General features: G+C 72.0%; 16 protein-coding genes. 8 read left to right on the top strand and 8 right to left on the bottom strand.

Translation table 11 applies throughout. The features are described 5' to 3' along the window. Positions 1 to 61: 61 nt before the first annotated feature. Positions 62 to 1717, bottom strand: a complete 1656-nt coding sequence (locus ACH4SI_RS15220) for an FAD-binding dehydrogenase (protein ID WP_398296167.1) — start codon at positions 1715 to 1717, stop codon at positions 62 to 64. A 215-nt stretch (positions 1718 to 1932) separates the two neighbouring features. Between ACH4SI_RS15220 and ACH4SI_RS15215 the strand changes: the two genes are divergently transcribed. The 4 genes from ACH4SI_RS15215 to ACH4SI_RS15200 are packed head-to-tail and all read left to right on the top strand — an operon-like array spanning position 1933 to position 3995. Further along, a complete protein-coding gene (locus ACH4SI_RS15215; protein WP_398296166.1) occupies positions 1933 to 2718 on the top strand; it encodes a hypothetical protein in 786 nt (261 codons plus the stop codon). A gap of 28 nt (positions 2719 to 2746) precedes the next feature. Beyond that, positions 2747 to 3283: an NUDIX domain-containing protein gene (locus ACH4SI_RS15210; RefSeq protein WP_398296165.1), complete on the top strand. Its 537-nt coding sequence runs from the start codon at positions 2747 to 2749 to the stop codon at positions 3281 to 3283. Next, positions 3256 to 3687, top strand: coding sequence for a YidH family protein (locus ACH4SI_RS15205; protein ID WP_398296164.1), 432 nt, complete (start codon positions 3256 to 3258; stop codon positions 3685 to 3687). Before ACH4SI_RS15210 ends, ACH4SI_RS15205 begins: the two co-directional genes overlap by 28 nt. Then, a complete protein-coding gene (locus ACH4SI_RS15200; RefSeq protein WP_398296163.1) occupies positions 3675 to 3995 on the top strand; it encodes a DUF202 domain-containing protein in 321 nt (106 codons plus the stop codon). The genes ACH4SI_RS15205 and ACH4SI_RS15200 overlap by 13 nt, the downstream gene beginning before the upstream one ends. Positions 3996 to 4049: 54 nt before the next feature. Here the strand turns inward: ACH4SI_RS15200 and ACH4SI_RS15195 are convergent, their stop codons facing one another. Both ACH4SI_RS15195 and ACH4SI_RS15190 read right to left on the bottom strand, forming a co-directional pair. Beyond that, complete coding sequence (locus ACH4SI_RS15195; RefSeq protein ID WP_398296162.1) at positions 4050 to 4982, bottom strand: NADP-dependent oxidoreductase; 933 nt, start codon at positions 4980 to 4982, stop codon at positions 4050 to 4052. A gap of 101 nt (positions 4983 to 5083) precedes the next feature. Then, positions 5084 to 5749 (bottom strand): NADPH-dependent F420 reductase, encoded by a 666-nt coding sequence (locus ACH4SI_RS15190; protein WP_398296161.1) that lies wholly within the window; start codon positions 5747 to 5749, stop codon positions 5084 to 5086. Between the two features lie 167 nt (positions 5750 to 5916). Here ACH4SI_RS15190 and ACH4SI_RS15185 point away from each other — a divergent pair, with 167 nt between their 5' ends. From ACH4SI_RS15185 to ACH4SI_RS15175, 3 genes are all read left to right on the top strand, one after another. Further along, positions 5917 to 6348, top strand: a complete 432-nt coding sequence (locus tag ACH4SI_RS15185; RefSeq protein WP_398296160.1) for a winged helix-turn-helix transcriptional regulator — start codon at positions 5917 to 5919, stop codon at positions 6346 to 6348. Between the two features lie 69 nt (positions 6349 to 6417). Then, positions 6418 to 7440 carry a phosphotransferase family protein gene (locus tag ACH4SI_RS15180; RefSeq protein ID WP_398296159.1) on the top strand — a complete coding sequence of 341 codons (1023 nt, stop codon included), beginning with the start codon at positions 6418 to 6420 and terminating at the stop codon, positions 7438 to 7440. A gap of 8 nt (positions 7441 to 7448) precedes the next feature. Further along, positions 7449 to 8663, top strand: a complete 1215-nt coding sequence (locus ACH4SI_RS15175; RefSeq protein ID WP_398296158.1) for an acyl-CoA dehydrogenase family protein — start codon at positions 7449 to 7451, stop codon at positions 8661 to 8663. 100 nt (positions 8664 to 8763) lie between these two features. Here the strand turns inward: ACH4SI_RS15175 and ACH4SI_RS15170 are convergent, their stop codons facing one another. The 5 genes from ACH4SI_RS15170 to ACH4SI_RS15150 all read right to left on the bottom strand — a co-directional run bounded on the left by ACH4SI_RS15170 (position 8764) and on the right by ACH4SI_RS15150 (position 15985). Beyond that, entirely contained in the window at positions 8764 to 9366 is a 603-nt protein-coding gene (locus ACH4SI_RS15170; RefSeq protein ID WP_398296549.1) for a TetR/AcrR family transcriptional regulator, read from the bottom strand. Between the two features lie 16 nt (positions 9367 to 9382). Continuing rightward, positions 9383 to 11026, bottom strand: a complete 1644-nt coding sequence (locus ACH4SI_RS15165; protein ID WP_398296157.1) for a class I adenylate-forming enzyme family protein — start codon at positions 11024 to 11026, stop codon at positions 9383 to 9385. Then, positions 11023 to 11802 (bottom strand): SDR family oxidoreductase, encoded by a 780-nt coding sequence (locus ACH4SI_RS15160; RefSeq protein WP_398296548.1) that lies wholly within the window; start codon positions 11800 to 11802, stop codon positions 11023 to 11025. The genes ACH4SI_RS15165 and ACH4SI_RS15160 overlap by 4 nt, the downstream gene beginning before the upstream one ends. 132 nt (positions 11803 to 11934) lie before the next feature. Then, the gene (locus ACH4SI_RS15155) at positions 11935 to 12987 is read right to left on the bottom strand and encodes a LysR family transcriptional regulator (RefSeq protein WP_398296156.1); all 1053 of its coding nucleotides are present in this window, start codon (positions 12985 to 12987) and stop codon (positions 11935 to 11937) included. A gap of 172 nt (positions 12988 to 13159) precedes the next feature. Continuing rightward, positions 13160 to 15985, bottom strand: a complete 2826-nt coding sequence (locus ACH4SI_RS15150) for a penicillin acylase family protein (RefSeq protein ID WP_398296155.1) — start codon at positions 15983 to 15985, stop codon at positions 13160 to 13162. A 187-nt stretch (positions 15986 to 16172) separates the two neighbouring features. Here ACH4SI_RS15150 and ACH4SI_RS15145 point away from each other — a divergent pair, with 187 nt between their 5' ends. Next, positions 16173 to 16784, top strand: a complete 612-nt coding sequence (locus ACH4SI_RS15145; protein WP_398296154.1) for a hypothetical protein — start codon at positions 16173 to 16175, stop codon at positions 16782 to 16784. The last annotated feature ends 159 nt before the right edge of the window (positions 16785 to 16943 follow it).

Genomic DNA, 16943 nt, shown 5'->3' with positions numbered 1-16943 from the left:
GGTGGGGTGGCGCGCCATCGTCTGTGGCTTTTCGTCAGACTTCCGTCAGAACTGAACGCGGTTACGACACCGCCCTGGCCGCCGCGCGGCCCGCCGTCCGGCCAGAGAAGAGGCAGCCGCCCAGGAAGGTGCCCTCCAGGGACCGGTAGCCGTGCACGCCCCCGCCGCCGAAGCCCGCCGCCTCCCCCGCCGCGTAGACGCCCGGCAGCGGCTCGCCGCCCTCCGTCAGCACCCGCGACGACAGATCCGTCTCCAGCCCGCCGAGGGTCTTGCGGGTGAGGATGTTCAGCCGCACGGCGATCAGCGGGCCCGCCTTCGGGTCGAGGATGCGGTGCGGGGCGGCGGTGCGGATGAGCCGGTCGGCGATGTACTTACGGGTCCCGCGCAGGGCGGTGACCTGGAGGTCCTTGGTGTAAGGGTTGGCGATCTCGCGGTCCCGGGCCACGATCTCGCGGCGCAGCTCGGCCTCGTCGATGAGCGGGTCCTCGGTCAGCTCGTTCATCCGCCGTACGAGGGCGGGCAGCGAGCGTTCGACGACGAAGTCCGCGCCGTGGTCCATGAACGCCTGGACCGGTCCCGGCGTCCCGGCCCGCCCGCGCCCCAGTACGTCGCGGACGCTCTTGCCCGTCAGGTCCGGGTTCTGCTCGGAGCCGGAGAGCGCGAACTCCTTCTCGATGATCTTCCGGGTGAGGACGAACCACGTGTGGTCGTACCCGGTCCGCATGATGTGTTCGAGGGTGCCGAGGGTGTCGAAGCCGGGGAAGAGCGGGACCGGGAGGCGCCGTCCGCGGGCGTCGAACCAGAGCGAGGAGGGGCCGGGCAGGATGCGGATGCCGTGCCGGGGCCAGATCGGGTTCCAGTTCTCGATGCCCTCGGTGTAGTGCCACATCCGGTCGCGGTTGATGAGGCGACCCCCGGCCTCCTCCGCGACGCCGAGCATCTCGCCGTCCACGTGCGCGGGGACGCCGGAGATCATCCGCTCGGGCGGGGAGCCCAGCCGCTCGGGCCAGTTGGCGCGGACGAGGTCGTGGTTGCCGCCGATGCCGCCGGAGGTGATGATCACGGCCTGGGCGCGCAGTTCGAAGGAACCGGTCGCCTCGCGGCTGCTGGCCGTGCCCCGCTCGGCGCGGCTCGGCTCCAGCACCTCGCCGGTGACGGTGTCGACGGCGCCCGCGCTCCGCGAGAGCCCGGTGACCCGGTGCCGGAAGCGCATGGAGACCAGGCCGCGGGCGGCCGCGGCGCGCACCCGGCGCTCGAAGGGGGCGACGACGCCGGGTCCGGTGCCCCAGGTGATGTGGAAACGGGGTACGGAGTTGCCGTGCCCGGTCGCGTCGTAGCCGCCGCGCTCGGCCCAGCCGACGAGGGGGAACAGCCGCAGCCCCTGGGCGTGCAGCCAGGACCGCTTCTCGCCCGCCGCGAAGTCCACGTACGCCTCGGCCCAGCGGCGCGGCCAGTGGTCCTCCTCGCGGTCGAAACCGGCCGTGCCCAACCAGTCCTGCCAGGCGAGTTCACGGCTGTCGCGGATGCGCAGCCGGCGCTGTTCGGGCGAGTCGACGAGGAAGAGGCCGCCGAAGGACCAGTGGGCCTGGCCGCCGAGCGACTGCTCGGGCTCCTGGTCGAGCAGGATGACCTTGCGGCCCGCGTCGGCCAGCTCGGCGGTGGCCGCGAGGCCCGCCAGGCCCGCCCCGACCACGATCACATCCGCGTCGTACGCCATGGTTGGTGGTATCCCGTCCTCGTCAGCCGGTCGACGGTGTCGTCGGGTGCGATCCTGCCTACCGGCCAGTACGGGCGTCAACCGCTCCGAACGCGGGGGTGAGAGCGCTTTCCGGACACCGTCACTTCCAGGCTATAGCTCTCTTCTGCAGCAAATCAGAACAATCCCTCATCGCTATTGGACACGGTTCAGCCAAACCGGCATCATCAACGACCATGGCTGACCGCTCCGTTGAGCAACCCGGGCCGCCGTACCAGGCGGACAAGCGCATCGTGAATCCGACACTTGTCACCCCCGGTCCCCAGCCCCTCCAGGCCGGGGACTCCCCCGGCACCCCGCACATCCTCCAGGGCGAGATCATCGGCCCCCGGCACCGCCGCCGTCGGCGCGTCGACCCGCGGCGCAAGGCGGCCGCCGGGGCGATCCTGCTGTCGGCCACCGGCGCGGCCGCCACGCTCTTCATGCTCATGGGCAAGGACGCCCGCCAGGCGCAGGCCGCCCCGGGGCACGGCTCGTCGCCCACCGCCCCCGACGAGCCGGAGCCGAAGGCCGCCCCGTTCGGCGATTCGGCCGGCGGCGACAAGCCGATGCGCGGTTCGCGCACGACCGAGCCCGCGGCCCCGGCGCCCGCCGCCAAGCCCGCGACGCAGGCCCCGGCCGCCCCCGCCGCCGAGCCCCGCACCCCGTCCTCCGGTCAGCAGTCCAAGCCCTCCTACGTCGACGCGGCCGAGCAGTGGCGGAAGCGGGCCGCGGCCTGGCGGCAGTGGGCCAATGAGCAGGCCCGGCGGCAGGCGGAACGACAGGCCGAGGGCCAGGGCCAGGGCGGCTGGGGGAATGGTCAGGGGAACGGCAACGGCCCGTACGGCCAGGGACCCAACGGCCAGGGGCAGGGTCAGGGACCCTACGGCCAGGGGCAGGGTCAGGGGCCATACGGCCAGGGCTCCGGCTCCGGCCCGTACGGCGGGCAGGGCGGGCCCCAGGGCGGTGGCCCCTGGCGCTGACCGCGCGGCCATCTGCTTGTATGGCCGTATGCCTGATCAGGAGCCGCTTTCCGCCGACGAACTGCTGGACATCGTGGACGAGCGGGACCGGGTGATAAGCCAGGCCCGCCGCGGTGACGCCACCGCCCTCCGGCTGCGCCACCGATGCGTCTTCGTCCTCGCGCGCGACGCCGAAGGCCGCGTCTTCGTCCACCGCCGCACCGACCGGAAGCTGGTCTTCCCCTCGCTGTACGACATGTTCGTCGGCGGGGTCGTCGCGGCGGGCGAGAGCTACGACGAGGCGGCGCTGCGGGAGGCGGAGGAGGAGCTGGGCGTCCAGGGGCTCCCCGCCCCCGTACCGCTGTTCTCCTTCCTCTACGACACGCCCGAGCACACCTGGTGGTCCCGGGTCTACGAGGTGCGCTGCGACCTTCCGGTCGCGCCGCAGGCCGAGGAGATCGCCTGGCACGACTTCGTCACCGACGAGGAGCTGGAGCGGCGGCTCACCGAGTGGGAGTGGGTACCGGACGGCGCGGAGGCGTACCGCCGGCTGCAGGAATGGCGCCGCGAGAGGCCCACCCCGTGACCGGAGGCAGACTCGGCGACGCCGTGGGATACGTCCGGCTGTGGTTCGCGCCCGAACGGCTCCGCGAGGAGGGCGACACTCCCGACTACCGCTTCTCGCTCGCCAACGAGCGCACCTTCCTGGCCTGGCTGCGCACCGCGATGGCCCTGGTGGGCGGCGGTTTCGCGGTCGACCAGTTCCTGCCGGACACCGGCCGCCCGCTGCGGCTGACGCTCGCGCTCGTCCTGCTCGCGGGCGGCGCGGTGTGCGCCCTGCGCGCCATCAACCACTGGATCCGCTGCGAGCGCGCCATGCGGCGCGGCGAGGACCTGCCGGTGTCGCGCTTCCCGGTGACGCTGGGGCTCGCCGTCGGGGTGGTCGCGCTGCTGATGGTGATCGTCGTCGCCGTGGGGTGGGGCGGGTGACGGAGCCGGTGCGGGACCCCGGGCTCCAGCCGGAGCGCACCCGGCTGGCGTGGCGGCGTACGACGCTGGCCTGCGCCGTGGCCGCCTCGCTGGCCGGGCGGCAGACCCTGCACGCGGGCCTCGGCCCGGCCCCGGTGCTCGCCCTGTCGCTGGTCGTCCTGTCCTGGCTGGCCTTCGTGGCCGTGGCCCACCGCCGCATCCGCCACCTCCACGCCCCGCGCCCGCCCCTCCTCCCCCCACGAACCGCGGCGGCCGCGGTGGGGTGCGTGATGGCGGCGGCGGTGTGCGGCGCGGCCATGCTGCGCTGACCCGAGCCTCCTTTTGGCTCGGTTCTCCCCCCAGCTACCGCTGGGAGGTGCCTCTCACTCGTCTGCGACCGTGATGACGATCTTGCCGCGGGTGTGGCCCTCCGCGCTGCGCTGCTGCGCCTCCGCAGTCCGCTCCAGCGGGTACGTCGCCGTCACCTCGACGCCCAGCGCGCCGCGCTCGGCGAGGTCGGTCAGGTCCTGGAGGTCGTCCGGGTCGGGGCGCACGAAGACATAGGCGCCGCCGAGGCCGAGGACCGCCGGATCGGCGATGGACGCCAGCCTGCCGCCGGGCGCGAGCACCTCCGAGGACGCGGTGAGCGCGTCGCCGCCGACCAGGTCGAACGCCGCCTGCACCCCGTCGGGGGCGAGCCCCCGCACCCGCTTGACCAGCCCCTCCCCGTACACGGTCGGCTCGGCGCCCAGCGCCCGCAGATAGTCGTGGTTGTGCTCACCGGCGGTCCCGATGACGCGGGCGCCCAGATGCCGGGCCAGCTGTACCGCCATCGAGCCGACGCCCCCGGCGGCCGCGTGCACCAGCACCGTGTCGCCCTCGCCGACCCGCAGCGCGCCGACCAGCGACTGGTAGGCCGTCAGGCCCGCCAGCGGGATGCCCGCGGCCTGCTCGAAGGTGAGGTTCCGCGGCTTGCGGGCGAGCGTGCGCAGGGGCGCGGCCACGTACTCGGCGCAGGTGCCGCGGGACAGGAAGTCCTCGCGTACGTACCCGATCACCTCGTCCCCGGCCTGGAACCCGGTCACCGCCGGTCCGGTCTGCTCCACCACCCCGGCGACGTCCCAGCCCGGGATGACCGGGAAGACGGCGTCCAGGACGGGGTCGAGATAGCCGGCCTGCGCCTTCCAGTCGACGGGGTTCACGGCGGCGGCCCTGACCCGGATCAGCACCGAGTCGGGCCCGACCTTGGGGTCCCGGACCTCGCCGAATTCGAGGACCTCGGGGCCGCCGTAGCGGCGGTAGCTGATGGCCTTCATGGTGGCTGCTCCTTGCGGTTCCTGATGACGGTTGCCGGGCGGGTTCCCCCTCACGACGCTCCTGCTCGGGTGCGGGCACCGCAAATCCGGCCCCGGCCGGTTCAGGCGGGAACGCGGTACGGCACCTGGGCCGCCGCCGGGGGCAGCGCGGTCCGCGGCTCGGCCCCCGCGAACCAGAAGCCGAGCAGGAAGGCGGCCGTCGACTCCAGGTGGCGGGCCCGCTCCAGGCCGCCGCCGTCCAGCGGTACGCAGCCCATGTCGCGCACGAGGGTCCGTACGGCCTCCAGCGCCCCCTCGTCGTCCCCGCACAGCGGCACCGCGAGCGGGCCGTCCGCGAAGACAGGCGGGGTCATCCGCCACACCGAGTCGGCGCACAGGTTGAACGCCTTCACCACGTGGGCCCCCACCGCCTGCGCGGCGATCCGCTCGGCCACTCCCGGGCCGCCGTCGGTGGCGAGGACGAAGCGGCCGGGGACGACCGCGTTGGTGCAGTCGATCAGCGCCCGGCCGCTCAGCGTCCCCTCCCCCGCGCCCGCCGCGTCCAAGGTGGCCGACACGCCTTCGTACGCGACCGCGAGCAGCGTCACCTCCCCGAACCCGGCGGCCTCGCGCGGCGATCCGGCCCGTGCCCCGTGGCCGATCCGCTCCGCCAGCGCCCCTGCGCGGCCGGGTGTGCGGCCGCCGATGAACACCGTGTGGCCCGCCCGCGCCCACTGCCCCGCCAGCCCCTCGGCCATGGTTCCCGTGCCCATCACTCCGATCCGCATCGCGCGGCCTCCTCATCGCTTCCGAATCGCTTCCGAATCGCTTCCGAATCGCTTCCGAATCGCTTCCGGGGCGGCATGTGCCGCCTGCTGGGACAGGACACTAGGAAGTCCGTTGCACACCCCGCGGTGCCCAACGGATCCGCTAGGACGGCCAGCAGGAGGCATGAGTGACGACGACCCCACACCCCTCGCCCACCGGCCGGTTCCTCGCCGACTGCCGGGCCCGGATCGGCTTCGACCTGCTGACCCGCACCTGGACCGCCGTGGTGATCTTCGGCCTGCGCGAGGGCCCGCGCCGCCCCGGTGAGTTGCGCGCGGCGATCGGCGGCATCAGCGCCAAGGTGCTCAACGAGACGCTGCGCCGCCTGGAGGACGACGGGCTGGTGGAGCGGCACCGGTACGCGGAGGCGCCGCCGCGCGTCGAGTACGGGCTGACGGCGCTGGGCCGGTCCCTGCTGGGTCCCCTCGAGGCGCTGGGCTCCTGGGGGATCGAGCACGGCGACGCGGTCGTCGAGGCCCAGGAGCGCGCCGAGAACCGTGACGAACGCACACTGGACTGCATACCGACTGGTCGGCATCATGAGACGGACATGGAATGAGGGACAGGGAATGAACCGGCCACCCGCCTTTCATGGACATCCACGGACATCCACGGAAGAAGTGACTCGATGAACGCAGCCAACCCGCCAGGACTCGACCTGACGCGGCTCCGCGCCCATCTCGACCGCGAGCGGCCGGGGCTGGTGGGCGGCGAGCTGAGTGCGGAGCTGATCGAGGGCGGCCGGTCGAATCTCACCTACACCGTCACCGACGGCACCTCCCGCTGGGTGGTCCGTCGCCCGCCGCTCGGGCATGTGCTGGCCACCGCCCATGACATGCGGCGCGAGCACCGGGTGATCAGCGCGCTGCATCCGACCAGCGTGCCGGTGCCGGAGCCGGTGCTGCTGTGCGAGGACGAGGCGGTGGTCGGATCGCCGTTCTACGTCATGGAGTTCGTGGAGGGCACTCCGTACCGTACGGCCGAGCAGCTGGCCGTCATCGGTCCGGAGCGCACCCGGGGCGTGGTGATGTCCCTGGTGGATACGCTCGTCGCGCTGCACTCGGTCGACCCGGCCGCCGTCGGGCTGGGCGACTTCGGGCGGCCGGAGGGCTTTCTGGAGCGGCAGCTGCGGCGCTGGGGCAAGCAGCTGGAGGCCTCGCGCAGCCGTGAACTGCCCGGCATCGACGAGCTGCACACCCGGCTCGCCAAGGCGCTGCCCGCCTCCCCCGCGCCCACCGTGGTGCACGGCGACTACCGCCTGGACAACGTCCTGGTGGGCGCCGACGACCGGATCAAGGCGATCCTCGACTGGGAGATGTCCACGCTCGGCGATCCGCTGACCGACCTCGGCCTGATCGTGATGTACAGCGAGCACCCGAACATCGAAAACGCGCCCATCTCCTCCGTTCAGGGCGCCCCCGGCCACCCGGGCACGGCCGAGCTCATCCAGCGGTACGCCGAGGGCTCGGGCCGGGACGTCACCGGCGTCGCCTGGTACACCGCCTTCGCCTACTTCAAGCTCGCGGTGATCCTCGAGGGCATCCACTACCGCTTCACCCTCGGGCAGACCGTCGGCGCGGGCTTCGACCGCATCGGCGACATCGTCCCGCGCTTCATCGACAACGGCCTCACCACCCTCCAGAAGAGCTGAGACACCTCATGGACTTCGCATTCGACGCCCGCACCGAAGAACTCCGCGCCAAACTCCTGACCTTCATGGACGAGCACGTCCACCCGGCCGAGGCCATCGCCGGGGAGCAGCGCGCCAAGCTCGGCTCGCCCTGGGAGACCCCGCCCGTTGTGGAAGAGCTGAAGGCCGAGGCCCGTAAGCAGGGGCTGTGGAACCTGTTCCTGCCGGACTCCGAGTACGGGGCCGGGCTGACCAACCTCCAGTACGCCCCGCTCGCCGAGATCACCGGCCGCAGCCCGCAACTGGCCCCCACCGCCCTCAACTGCGCCGCGCCGGACACCGGCAACATGGAGGTGCTGACCCAGTTCGGCAACGAGCAGCAGCGCAAGCAGTGGCTGGAGCCCCTGCTCGCGGGCGAGATCCGGTCGGCCTTCGCGATGACCGAGCCCGAGGTGGCCTCGTCCGACGCCACCAACATCGAGACCCGGATCGAGCGGGACGGTGACGACTACGTCATCACCGGGCGCAAGTGGTACATCTCCGGGGCGATGAACCCCAACTGCAAGATCTTCATCGTGATGGGCAAGACCGATCCGGAGGGCGCGGATGTGCGCCGCCAGCAGTCGATGGTTCTGGTGCCGCGCGATGCGCCCGGGGTCGAGGTGCGGCGGGCGATGCAGGTGTACGGCTACGAGGACCACTGGCACGGCGGCCACGCCGAGGTCGTCTTCGACCGGGCCCGGGTACCGGCCGCGAACCTCATCGGCGAGGAGGGCGGCGGCTTCGCCATCGCCCAGGCCCGGCTGGGCCCCGGCCGCATCCACCACTGCATGCGGCTGATCGGCATGGCCGAGCGGGCGATCGAGCTGATGTGCCGGCGGGCGGTGGCCCGGCAGGCGTTCGGCAAGGCGCTCGCCCAGCAGGGCCAGGTCCACGAGTGGATCGCGGACGCCCGGGTGGCGGTCGAGCAGCTGCGGCTGCTGGTCCTCAAGACGGCCTGGATGATGGACACGGTGGGCAACCGGGAGGCGCACACCGAGATCCAGGCCATCAAGATCGCCACACCGCGGACGGTGGTGGAGATCCTGGACCAGGCGGTGCAGCTGCACGGCGCGGGCGGGGTCAGCCAGGACTTCCCGCTGGCCGAGCTGTGGGCGTCGGCGCGTACGCTGCGGCTGGCCGACGGGCCGGACGAGGTGCACCAGCGGTCGCTGGCGCGGCGTGAGCTGAAGCGGTACCTGTAGGTCGGGGCGGGCGGGGGTTTGTACCGGGGGCTCCGCCCCGGACCCCCGGTCCTCAAACGCCGGACGGGCTGGATTCGCTGCCCGTCCGGCGTTCGACGCTTTATGGCCGCAGCGCGCGGAGCAGGAGGTCGGCCAGGTGGTCGGCGACCTGCTGGGGGCCCAGGGGGCCGCCGGGGCGGTACCAGGTGCCCAGGTGGTGGACGGAGCCGAAGTGGTAGTCGACCACCAGGTCCGCCGGGGTGTCGGCGCCGAACACCCCCGTCCGCTGGCCCTCCTCGACCAGCGCGCGGAACCGCTCGTGGTAGCGGCGCCGCTCGGCCCGCACCTGTTTGTACTTCTCCGGGCTCAGATGGTGCATCGACCGGAAGAAGATCGTGGTGTCGTCGAGGTTCTCGATGGTGGTCACGACGACATCGGCCGCCGCGTCCCGCAGCCGCTGCTCCACGGGAGCGTCCGCGTCCGCGAAGGCGTCGAGCCGTTCCTGCTGGAGGCGGAGCACCCGGCCGTAGATCTCGTGGAGCAGATCGTCCTTGGAGCCGAAGTAGTGGTACAGGGCTCCCTTGGTGACCCCCGCCGCCTCGACGATCTCCTGGACGGATGTCCGGTCGAACCCGCGCTCCGCGAAGAGGCGGGTGGCGGCGGCCAGCAGCCGCCGCGGCACCGGCTGTCCGTTGCCGTTCGTCGTTCTGGCCATGGTCGCCACCCGCTTCTCTTCCGTCTCATCCTCGCAGTTCTCGTCGGAGGATCTTGCCACTGGTCGTCTTCGGCAGCTCGGGCAGGATGTCGACCTCCCGCGGGTACTTGTACGCGGCCAGCCGGTCGGCACAGTACGCGGCCAGCTCATCCGCCGTGACCTCGGCCCCGGGCCGCAGACTCACGTACGCCTTGACCGTTTCGCCCCGGTAGGGGTGCGGTTTGCCGACGACGGCCGCCTCGCGGACGGCGGGGTGAGTGTAGAGCACGTCCTCGACCTCGCGCGGCCATACCTTGAACCCGGACGCGTTGATCATGTCCTTCTTGCGGTCGACGACGTACAGCCAGCCGTCCTCGTCCATGAAGCCGATGTCCCCGGTGCGCAGTTCGCCCCCGGGCATACCGGCCTCGGTGGCGTCGGGGCGGCGCCAGTACCCGGGGGCGACCATGGGGCCGCTCACCACGATCTCGCCGGGCTCGCCGAACGGCAGGTCCTTCCCGTCGTCCCCGGCGATCCGTACGAGGGTGTCCGCGCCGGGCACACCGACCGCCAGGGTGCCGGAGACCGGGTCGACGGGGGCCCGCACACCGGGCGGGACGCTGGCGCAGGGGGCGGTGCACTCGGTGAGCCCGTAGCCGTTGTGGATATACGGGCCGAGGGTCGACTCGAACCGCTCGACCAGCGCGGGCGGCAGCGGGGCGCCGCCGGAGGAGATGATCCGGAAGGACGAGAAGTGGTCGCGGGTCGCCTGCGGATGGGCCATCAGCGCCATGAAGGCGGTGGAGGGGCCGACGGTGTACGCGGGGCGGTGCTCGGCGAACGCGTCCAGGACGACCCCGGTCTCGAAGCGGTACGCCAGCGCGAGCGTCCCGGCCCCGGCGAGGCTCGCGCCCAGTTCGCAGACCATGCCGGTGATGTGGAACAGCGGCGCCAGCGCGAAGATCGCCGAACCCGGGGGCAGTTCGTGGAGGAGGTGCTGCCGGTCGGCGTTGTAGGAGACGTTGACGTGGGTGTTGATGGCGCCCTTGGGGGTGCCGCTGGTGCCGGACGTATAGCTGATCAGCGCGATGTCGCCGGGCGCGGGCTCGGGGACGGCGGGCGGCCGGGCACCGGCGCGGGCGGCCGCGAGGAGGTCGTCGGTGTCCTTGGGCACCGGGATGCGCTCGTCGCGCAGCACCCGCTCGTCGTTCCGGGTCTGGAAGTCGTACGCGTCCGCGGTGAGCGCGATGCGCACCGGGGTGCCCGCGGCCGTCTGGCGTATGTACGCCTCCCAGCCGGTGCGGGCACACACCAGCGCCGTGACCTCGGCGTCGGTCAGGATGTGGGTGAGTTCGCCGCCCTTGTACATGGGGTTGACGGGGACCACGGCCGCGCCCGCCTTCCACGCGCCGAGCAGCGCGATCACGAAGTGCGGGGTGTTCTGCAGCATGATCGCGAGCCGGTCGCCGGGGGCGAAGCCGCGCCCGGCGAGGTGGCCCGCGAACCCGTCCGACAGCTCGTCCAGCTCCCGGTAGGTGATCCGGCCGTCGAAGTAGGCGATCGCGGGGTGGTCCGGGGCGTCGCGCACGGCCTCCCGGAAGGCGTGCAGCACGCTCGGCCGCGGGGTGATCGGCTCGCGCTGCTTCTCGTTGAGCGTGGCGAGCCACGGCTTGTCCTGGTACGACGTCATCGGGGCGGCCTCTCTTCGGTCTCTTCCAGGGTGCGCTGCACACGGTTCATGCCCCGCAGCCACCGCTCGGTGTCGGTGGCGCGCGCGGTGTAGTACCCGGCGACCTCGGGGTGCGGCAGGATCAGGAACCGGTTCTCGGCGATGCCCTTCAGTGTGGCGTCGGCGACCTCCTCCGGTTCGATCGCGGTGGGCAGGAGCACCAGGTCTCCGGCGCTTCCGGTGTCCGCCAGCATGTTGGTGCGTACGCCCTGCGGGCAGACGGCGTGCACGTGGACGCCGCGGTGGCGGTACGTGGCGGAAAGCCATTCGGCGAAGGCAAGCGCCGCGTGCTTGGAGACGCTGTACGGCGCCGAGCCGACCATGGTGAGCAGCCCGGCGGCGGACACGGTGGAGACGAACCGGCCCTCGCCGCGCTCCAGCCAGTCGGGCAGCAGCGCGCGGGCGGCCCGGACGTGGGCCATCACGTTGACGTCCCACGCCTCGGCCCACAGCTCCTCGCCGGCCTCGGGGCCGCCGCCGTGGCCGACGCCCGCGTTGGCGCAGAAGATGTCGATGGTGCCGCCGAGCGCGTCCCGGGCGGCCGGCACCACCGCGGAGGCGTCACCGGGGACGGCGGTGCCGCCGATCTCGGCGGCGACGGCCTCCGCCCCGGCCGCGTCGAGGTCGTTGACCACGACCTTGGCGCCCTCGGCGGCGAAGCGGCGGGCCAGGGCGGCGCCTATGCCGCCTCCCGCCCCGGTGACGACAACTCGCGCTCCACGCACGGTATCCACGATTGAGACGCTCCTCGGATGCGGCGCGGCCGTCGGCCCGGATCGGCCCGGTCGCACCGGCAGACTAACCAGTCGGTATGTAGAACGGAAGAGGGCGTGGAACGGACCGGCGGATGACCATCCGGGGGGGGCGGCTCACCGGTCGCGCGGGCTCCGCGGACGCTGGTCGCCGATGACGCGGCGCCAGCGGGCGTTCTCCCCCGCGAGGGCGTTCCACAGCACGTTGAGCGGATGGTCATCGTTCTGCGCGGCGCGCTCCCCGGCCCGTACGAAGACCCCGACGAGCACATCCAGCTCCGGCGCGATGTCGTCGGCCAGCTCCAGCGTGCGCAGCCCGGCGCCGGTCCGCAGCCGCCCGTCGGCCACCGCGTCGCCGATCCCCTGGGTCACGAGCACCGCGCCGCGCAGCACGCCGGAGGAGAGCAGTTCGAGGCCGTAACTCACGGTGTCGATCTCGGCGGCGACGTGCAGCTCCTGGCGGTAGCGGCCGCCGAACCAGCCGCGCAGGAAGCCGGGGATGAGGCCGTCGGAGGAGACCGCGAGCGGCACCCCGGGCAGGGCGCTCACCGCGACGGAGGGGCCCGGCAGTTCGCCGTCGCCGAGGTTGGTGACCAGGGACAGGCCGCTGCGCCGCCACTCCATGACCTCGAAGCCGTCCAGCCCGCGGTGGTCGCTTCCGTCGGCGAGCACGCTGCCGCAGACCAGGTCGAGTTCCTTGGAGCCGAGCCGATCGAGCAGGTCCCTGGTGCGGACGTGCTCGACCTTCAGCTCGACGCCGCGGCTGTCGAAGTCCGCTGTGACCAGTTCCACGGCGTTCAGCAGAAAGCCGAGGGTGTAGCGGGTGGAACCGACGGCCAGCCGGCCGCCGAGCCGGCGGCGGCAGTCGCGCAACTCCTCCTGCCATCCCTGGAGCGTGCCGCGGGCGAGTTCGGCGAGGCTCTCGCCGGTGGCGGTGAAGAGCACATTCCGGCTGCGGCCGCGTTTGAGGACGAGCGGTTCTCCGCACAGGGTGCCGAAGTTCCGGTTCATCGTGTCGAGCTGTTTCTGAACGCTGGACTGCTCGCGGCCCAGCAGCCGGGCGGCGCCCAGCGCCGTACCGGTCTCATGGACCGCGAGCAGTGTGCGGAGTTGATCCATCGTGGTGTCCAGCAGCGCCGCGGGGTACTGCCACCGATCGCTTGAGGACATTCCGGTCTTCTGCTCCCCCGTACAAGAAAACGCGCCCTGACGATTCGAAGCATAGTGCAGCGTCTGCGGCGCTATTCCTGGTTCGGACCGGCAAGGATATTCCGGAATTCACGACGGAAACAACGGAAATCGCGAGAAGCACGGTAACTTCAGAAATTACCGTGCTCCGCGCTCAGCGGTGGCGTGCGAACTCCACCACCTGCTGGAAGGTGGGACGGTTCTGCCAGCTGATCTTGTCGTGGGTCAGTCCGCCGACCACCCGCTGGATGATGGAGTCGGCGCACCACTGGTCGCCCGCCGCGCAGTTGTCGTCGCCGGGGTAGACCTCGGTGGCGGGCTTGGCGGCGGCCTGCTTGAGGCTGCTGAGCAGGGCGTCGCGGCAGGCGCTCAGCTCGCCGCCGCCGCAGTACGGCTTGGCGAGCGGGCCCTTGACGTCCTCGCCGAGGACCGCGCGCAGGTCCTTGTCGACGTAGGACCACCAGCCGTACTGGAACGACGATCCGGCGTGCGAACCGGTCGGCCCGTGGCCCGCCGAGGGCGATTCGTCCACGCTCAGGTTGGTGCGCAGGGCGTCGTACAGCTCACCGCCGAGGCCGGGCTTGAACTCTGCCTCGACCAGCAGCGGCCACCACGCGTCCATGATGCGCACCGCGTCCGCGTGCCCGTAGGTGTGCGAGCCCGCGCTGGTCTCGCGGCGCTGTGAACCGGCCGCCTGCCAGGACTCCAGCCGCTGTACGGCGGCGGAGAGCGCCGGGTCGTCGATCGGCTTGCTGCGCAGCACCTTCAGCAGCTCGGGCAGCACGTCCTCGCCGCGCAGATCGGTGACGGCGGCCTCCCCCATCGCCCGGGCGAGCGCGGCGCGGGTCACCCCGCCCTTCTTGACCAGGGCGCGCACCCGGTCGTCGAGGAGGTTGCCGCGGTGCACGGAGCCGTTGCCGAAGCCCGCGGCGGTGTAGTCCTTGGCGAGCTTGTTGTTCCAGCTGATGTAGTAGTCCTGGTCGACGGACTGGGGGTGTTCGGCGGGCGGGGTGTACGCGGCGGTGTTGTGCGCCGGGTCGAAGTCCCGCCACTCGTACGCCTGCTCCGCCTTGACGGGCAGCGACGGGTCAACGCCGTCGGCGCGCTTCATGTTGAGCCCGCTGTTGTAGTACGCGGCCTGCCGGGAGTCGGCGTAGAACCAGTTGAAGGTGTAGTTGATGTGCTGGGCGGCGCTCTGGAAGGACTTCGCGTCGGTCACGTAGCCCGGGTCGTTGAACATCTGGAAGCCGATGATCGAGTCGGCCTCGTGGCGGTAGGTGGCGCGCAGCGAGGTGTAGGCGACCGGTTTGCCGCCGACCGTGGCGCGATGGGTGACGAGGCCGTACTTGGTGCGGTACACCTGCATGCGGTACGAGCCCGCGGCGGTGGAGTCGGCGACCGTGGGCTTCCAGGCGTTGCGCCGCTCCAGCTTGTCCATGGGCAGGCAGTCGCCGTGGTAGCGGTAGTACGTCGCGTCCTTGGAGGGCGCGGAGCCGTCCGGTGAGCACAGCTCGACCGCGTAGGTGTCGGTGACGTCCTGGGCGGAGGTGGTGGCGCTCCACGCGTAGTCCTGGCCGCGGCCGAGCTGGACGTACATGCCGACACCCGCGAAGGAGGCGCCGCGGGCGCTGATCCCGGGCCCCTGGATCTCCTGGAGCATCAGCAGCTGCGGGGCGAAGTAGCCGGCCTGCGGGCCGAAGACGGCGACCGGGTGGCCGCTCGCGGTGTACTTGCCGGAGACCACGAGCGCGTTGGACATGCCCTTCTTGCGGCTGAACAGATCGCGGGGCAGCACCCCGTCGTCGTAGATGCCGCGCAGCTTGTCGAGCTTGGCGGGCGCCTTCACCTTGGTGCGGGCGTCGGCTTTGGCCGGGGTGGCGCTGCCCTCGCGGTCGTACACGAGCTGTTCGGGGGTGACGGAGCCGCGGTCGGGCATCGCGGTGCCCTTGGCATCGGCGGGCTTGTCCGCGTACGGGAAGCCCTTGCCGTCGTGGACGGTCAGCACGGCCTCCGGGTCGTTGCGCTGCCGGAAGGACTCCCAGACCTTGGTGCCCTCTTCGAGGCCGTACTTCTGCTGGGCGGCGAGCATCGACAGCGCGCCCTCCACCTCGCCGCCCCCGCCGTTGCCGAAGAGGGCGCCGACGACGGAGGCCAGGGCGATGAGGTCGGTGAGCTTGAACGGCTGGATCTCACCGGCGTTGGTGATCGCGTCGATGTGCCCGGTGAGCACGTACTCGCCGGGGAAGTTGCGGGCGTCCTTCGCCTTCTTGGCGTAGGCGTTGATCCCGTCGACGTACGCCTGGGCATCGGCCAGCGCCTGCTTTCCGCGCTCGCCGCCGGTGGCCAGGATGTAGTCGATCTGCGCCTGATAGTCCGCCTCGGCGTACGGAGCCTGGCGGAAGAAGTCCTGCTCCAGGCCCTGGTTGGCGGCCGCGCCGCCGGCGAACGAGGTCAGCTCGCCGCGTCCCACATGGCGGAACAGGTCCATCAGCCACAGCCGGTCCTGCCCTGCGGCGTATCCGGCGCCGAACTCGGTGCCCTCGCGGGTGGTGCCCTGGATGTGCGGGACGCCGGTCTTCTTGTCCCGGGTGATCGTGACGTCGTCGCGCGGCTTGGTGACGGACTCGACCTGGTCCGCCGGGACGCCGAACGACGAGTCGTTGAAGAAGCTGTTCAACTTGTCGTCGGTGAGCGACGGATAGCCCTGGGCCAGGTCGCCGTACGGTCCGAGCTGGTCGGCGCTGTGCGCGGGGCGGGTGCCGAACACCCGGTTGGCGAGGATGTCGGCGAGGGTCGCGTTGCCGGTCGCGCCGGGGGGCAGGATGTCGGAACACTGCCCGCCGCAGTAGTCGGTGGCGGCTTGTGCGGCGGGCGCCGCGTGGGCCTCTTGCGGCAGCGGGGCCGCGAACGTGGCGCCGAGCGCCAACACCGCGGCCGCGGCGACCGCGACACGGGTGAGCTTGCCGGTTCTGAAACGCATATCCGCTCCTCCCGGATGCAGTTGAGGGCGAGGTTACCGGCGGTACAACAACGCCGGAAGATGAGCGGCCGTCAACTTTCTTCCGCGGATTGCTCCGCGACTTTCTGGAAACACGATGGATCCGGATCGCGCTGCGTTACGTCCATTCGACAACGAGTCGGGTCCGCACTCGCGGAGGTGGTAAGAAGTGGCCGGTTTCAGAGCACTCGCACGAGAGGTTCGTAATCCACGCAGACACGTCACCGCCCGGCGCACCTCGCTGCGCAAATGCCTGGAACGGTTCGCGCCGTACGGGCACCGGGCGACCTGGCACCATCTGTGCGCCAGGACCGGGATCATCCCGGAGGACCGTCAGCCTGAACCCACACGTTTGATCACGGCACTCGAAGAACTCGAGGAGGCCCGCACCCTGTGGCTCGCGTACGAGGCGGACTTCGCCGCCCGGCGCAGGCTGGAGAAACACCACGGCATCCGGCAGCCCAGCGCCGTCGACGACTGGCACCTGCGCACCTGGGGCGGTTGCGACATCATGCCGTGCGAATCCCCCTCGACCCATCCTGACGGCCGCCTCGCCGACGTCCTGCGGCGGCTGATCGTGGCCATGGAAGCAGGTCCGGGCTCCGCCTGCCCGGTCTGCGCCCAGGACCGGCTGGTCTGGCGCGAGGACCTGGACCGCTACCCCGTGGCCGGTCCGGTCTGCGAGGACTGCGGCATCGTGGTGCCGGTCCCGCTGCTGACCACCGAGGCCCTGGCGGCCTCCCGCCGCGCCGGCTGCGCGACGCGGTACGCGGCGGCCTGAGGCCCGGGCCGAGGGCGCGCCCGCCGGGCCAGGCGGGCGCGCCCCGAACACCGCGCCCCGAACACCGCGCCCCACGACACCAAGGGGCGCGCACGGCGCGTTGACAGGGACCGGGTCACCCGAGCATGCTGAGCAGTCGCTTAGCCGTATCGTGAGCTG

The organism is Streptomyces sp. NPDC021212 (assembly GCF_044332925.1).
Classification (GTDB): Bacteria; Actinomycetota; Actinomycetes; order Streptomycetales; family Streptomycetaceae; genus Streptomyces.
This window is presented reverse-complemented; position numbering and strand designations above follow the sequence as displayed.

What these genes read in the sequence shown, in the direction of transcription:
- ACH4SI_RS15205 (WP_398296164.1), top strand. Translation starts at nt 3,256, where the DNA reads ATGGCGCCGCGAGAGGCCCACCCCGTGACCGGAGGCAGACTCGGCGAC.
- ACH4SI_RS15180 (WP_398296159.1), top strand. Translation starts at nt 6,418, where the DNA reads ATGAACGCAGCCAACCCGCCAGGACTCGACCTGACGCGGCTCCGCGCC.
- ACH4SI_RS15190 (WP_398296161.1), bottom strand. Translation starts at nt 5,749, where the DNA reads ATGCGGATCGGAGTGATGGGCACGGGAACCATGGCCGAGGGGCTGGCG.
- ACH4SI_RS15175 (WP_398296158.1), top strand. Translation starts at nt 7,449, where the DNA reads ATGGACTTCGCATTCGACGCCCGCACCGAAGAACTCCGCGCCAAACTC.
- ACH4SI_RS15150 (WP_398296155.1), bottom strand. Translation starts at nt 15,985, where the DNA reads ATGCGTTTCAGAACCGGCAAGCTCACCCGTGTCGCGGTCGCCGCGGCC.
- ACH4SI_RS15155 (WP_398296156.1), bottom strand. Translation starts at nt 12,987, where the DNA reads ATGTCCTCAAGCGATCGGTGGCAGTACCCCGCGGCGCTGCTGGACACC.
- ACH4SI_RS15215 (WP_398296166.1), top strand. Translation starts at nt 1,933, where the DNA reads ATGGCTGACCGCTCCGTTGAGCAACCCGGGCCGCCGTACCAGGCGGAC.
- ACH4SI_RS15195 (WP_398296162.1), bottom strand. Translation starts at nt 4,982, where the DNA reads ATGAAGGCCATCAGCTACCGCCGCTACGGCGGCCCCGAGGTCCTCGAA.
- ACH4SI_RS15220 (WP_398296167.1), bottom strand. Translation starts at nt 1,717, where the DNA reads ATGGCGTACGACGCGGATGTGATCGTGGTCGGGGCGGGCCTGGCGGGC.
- ACH4SI_RS15165 (WP_398296157.1), bottom strand. Translation starts at nt 11,026, where the DNA reads ATGACGTCGTACCAGGACAAGCCGTGGCTCGCCACGCTCAACGAGAAG.
- ACH4SI_RS15210 (WP_398296165.1), top strand. Translation starts at nt 2,747, where the DNA reads ATGCCTGATCAGGAGCCGCTTTCCGCCGACGAACTGCTGGACATCGTG.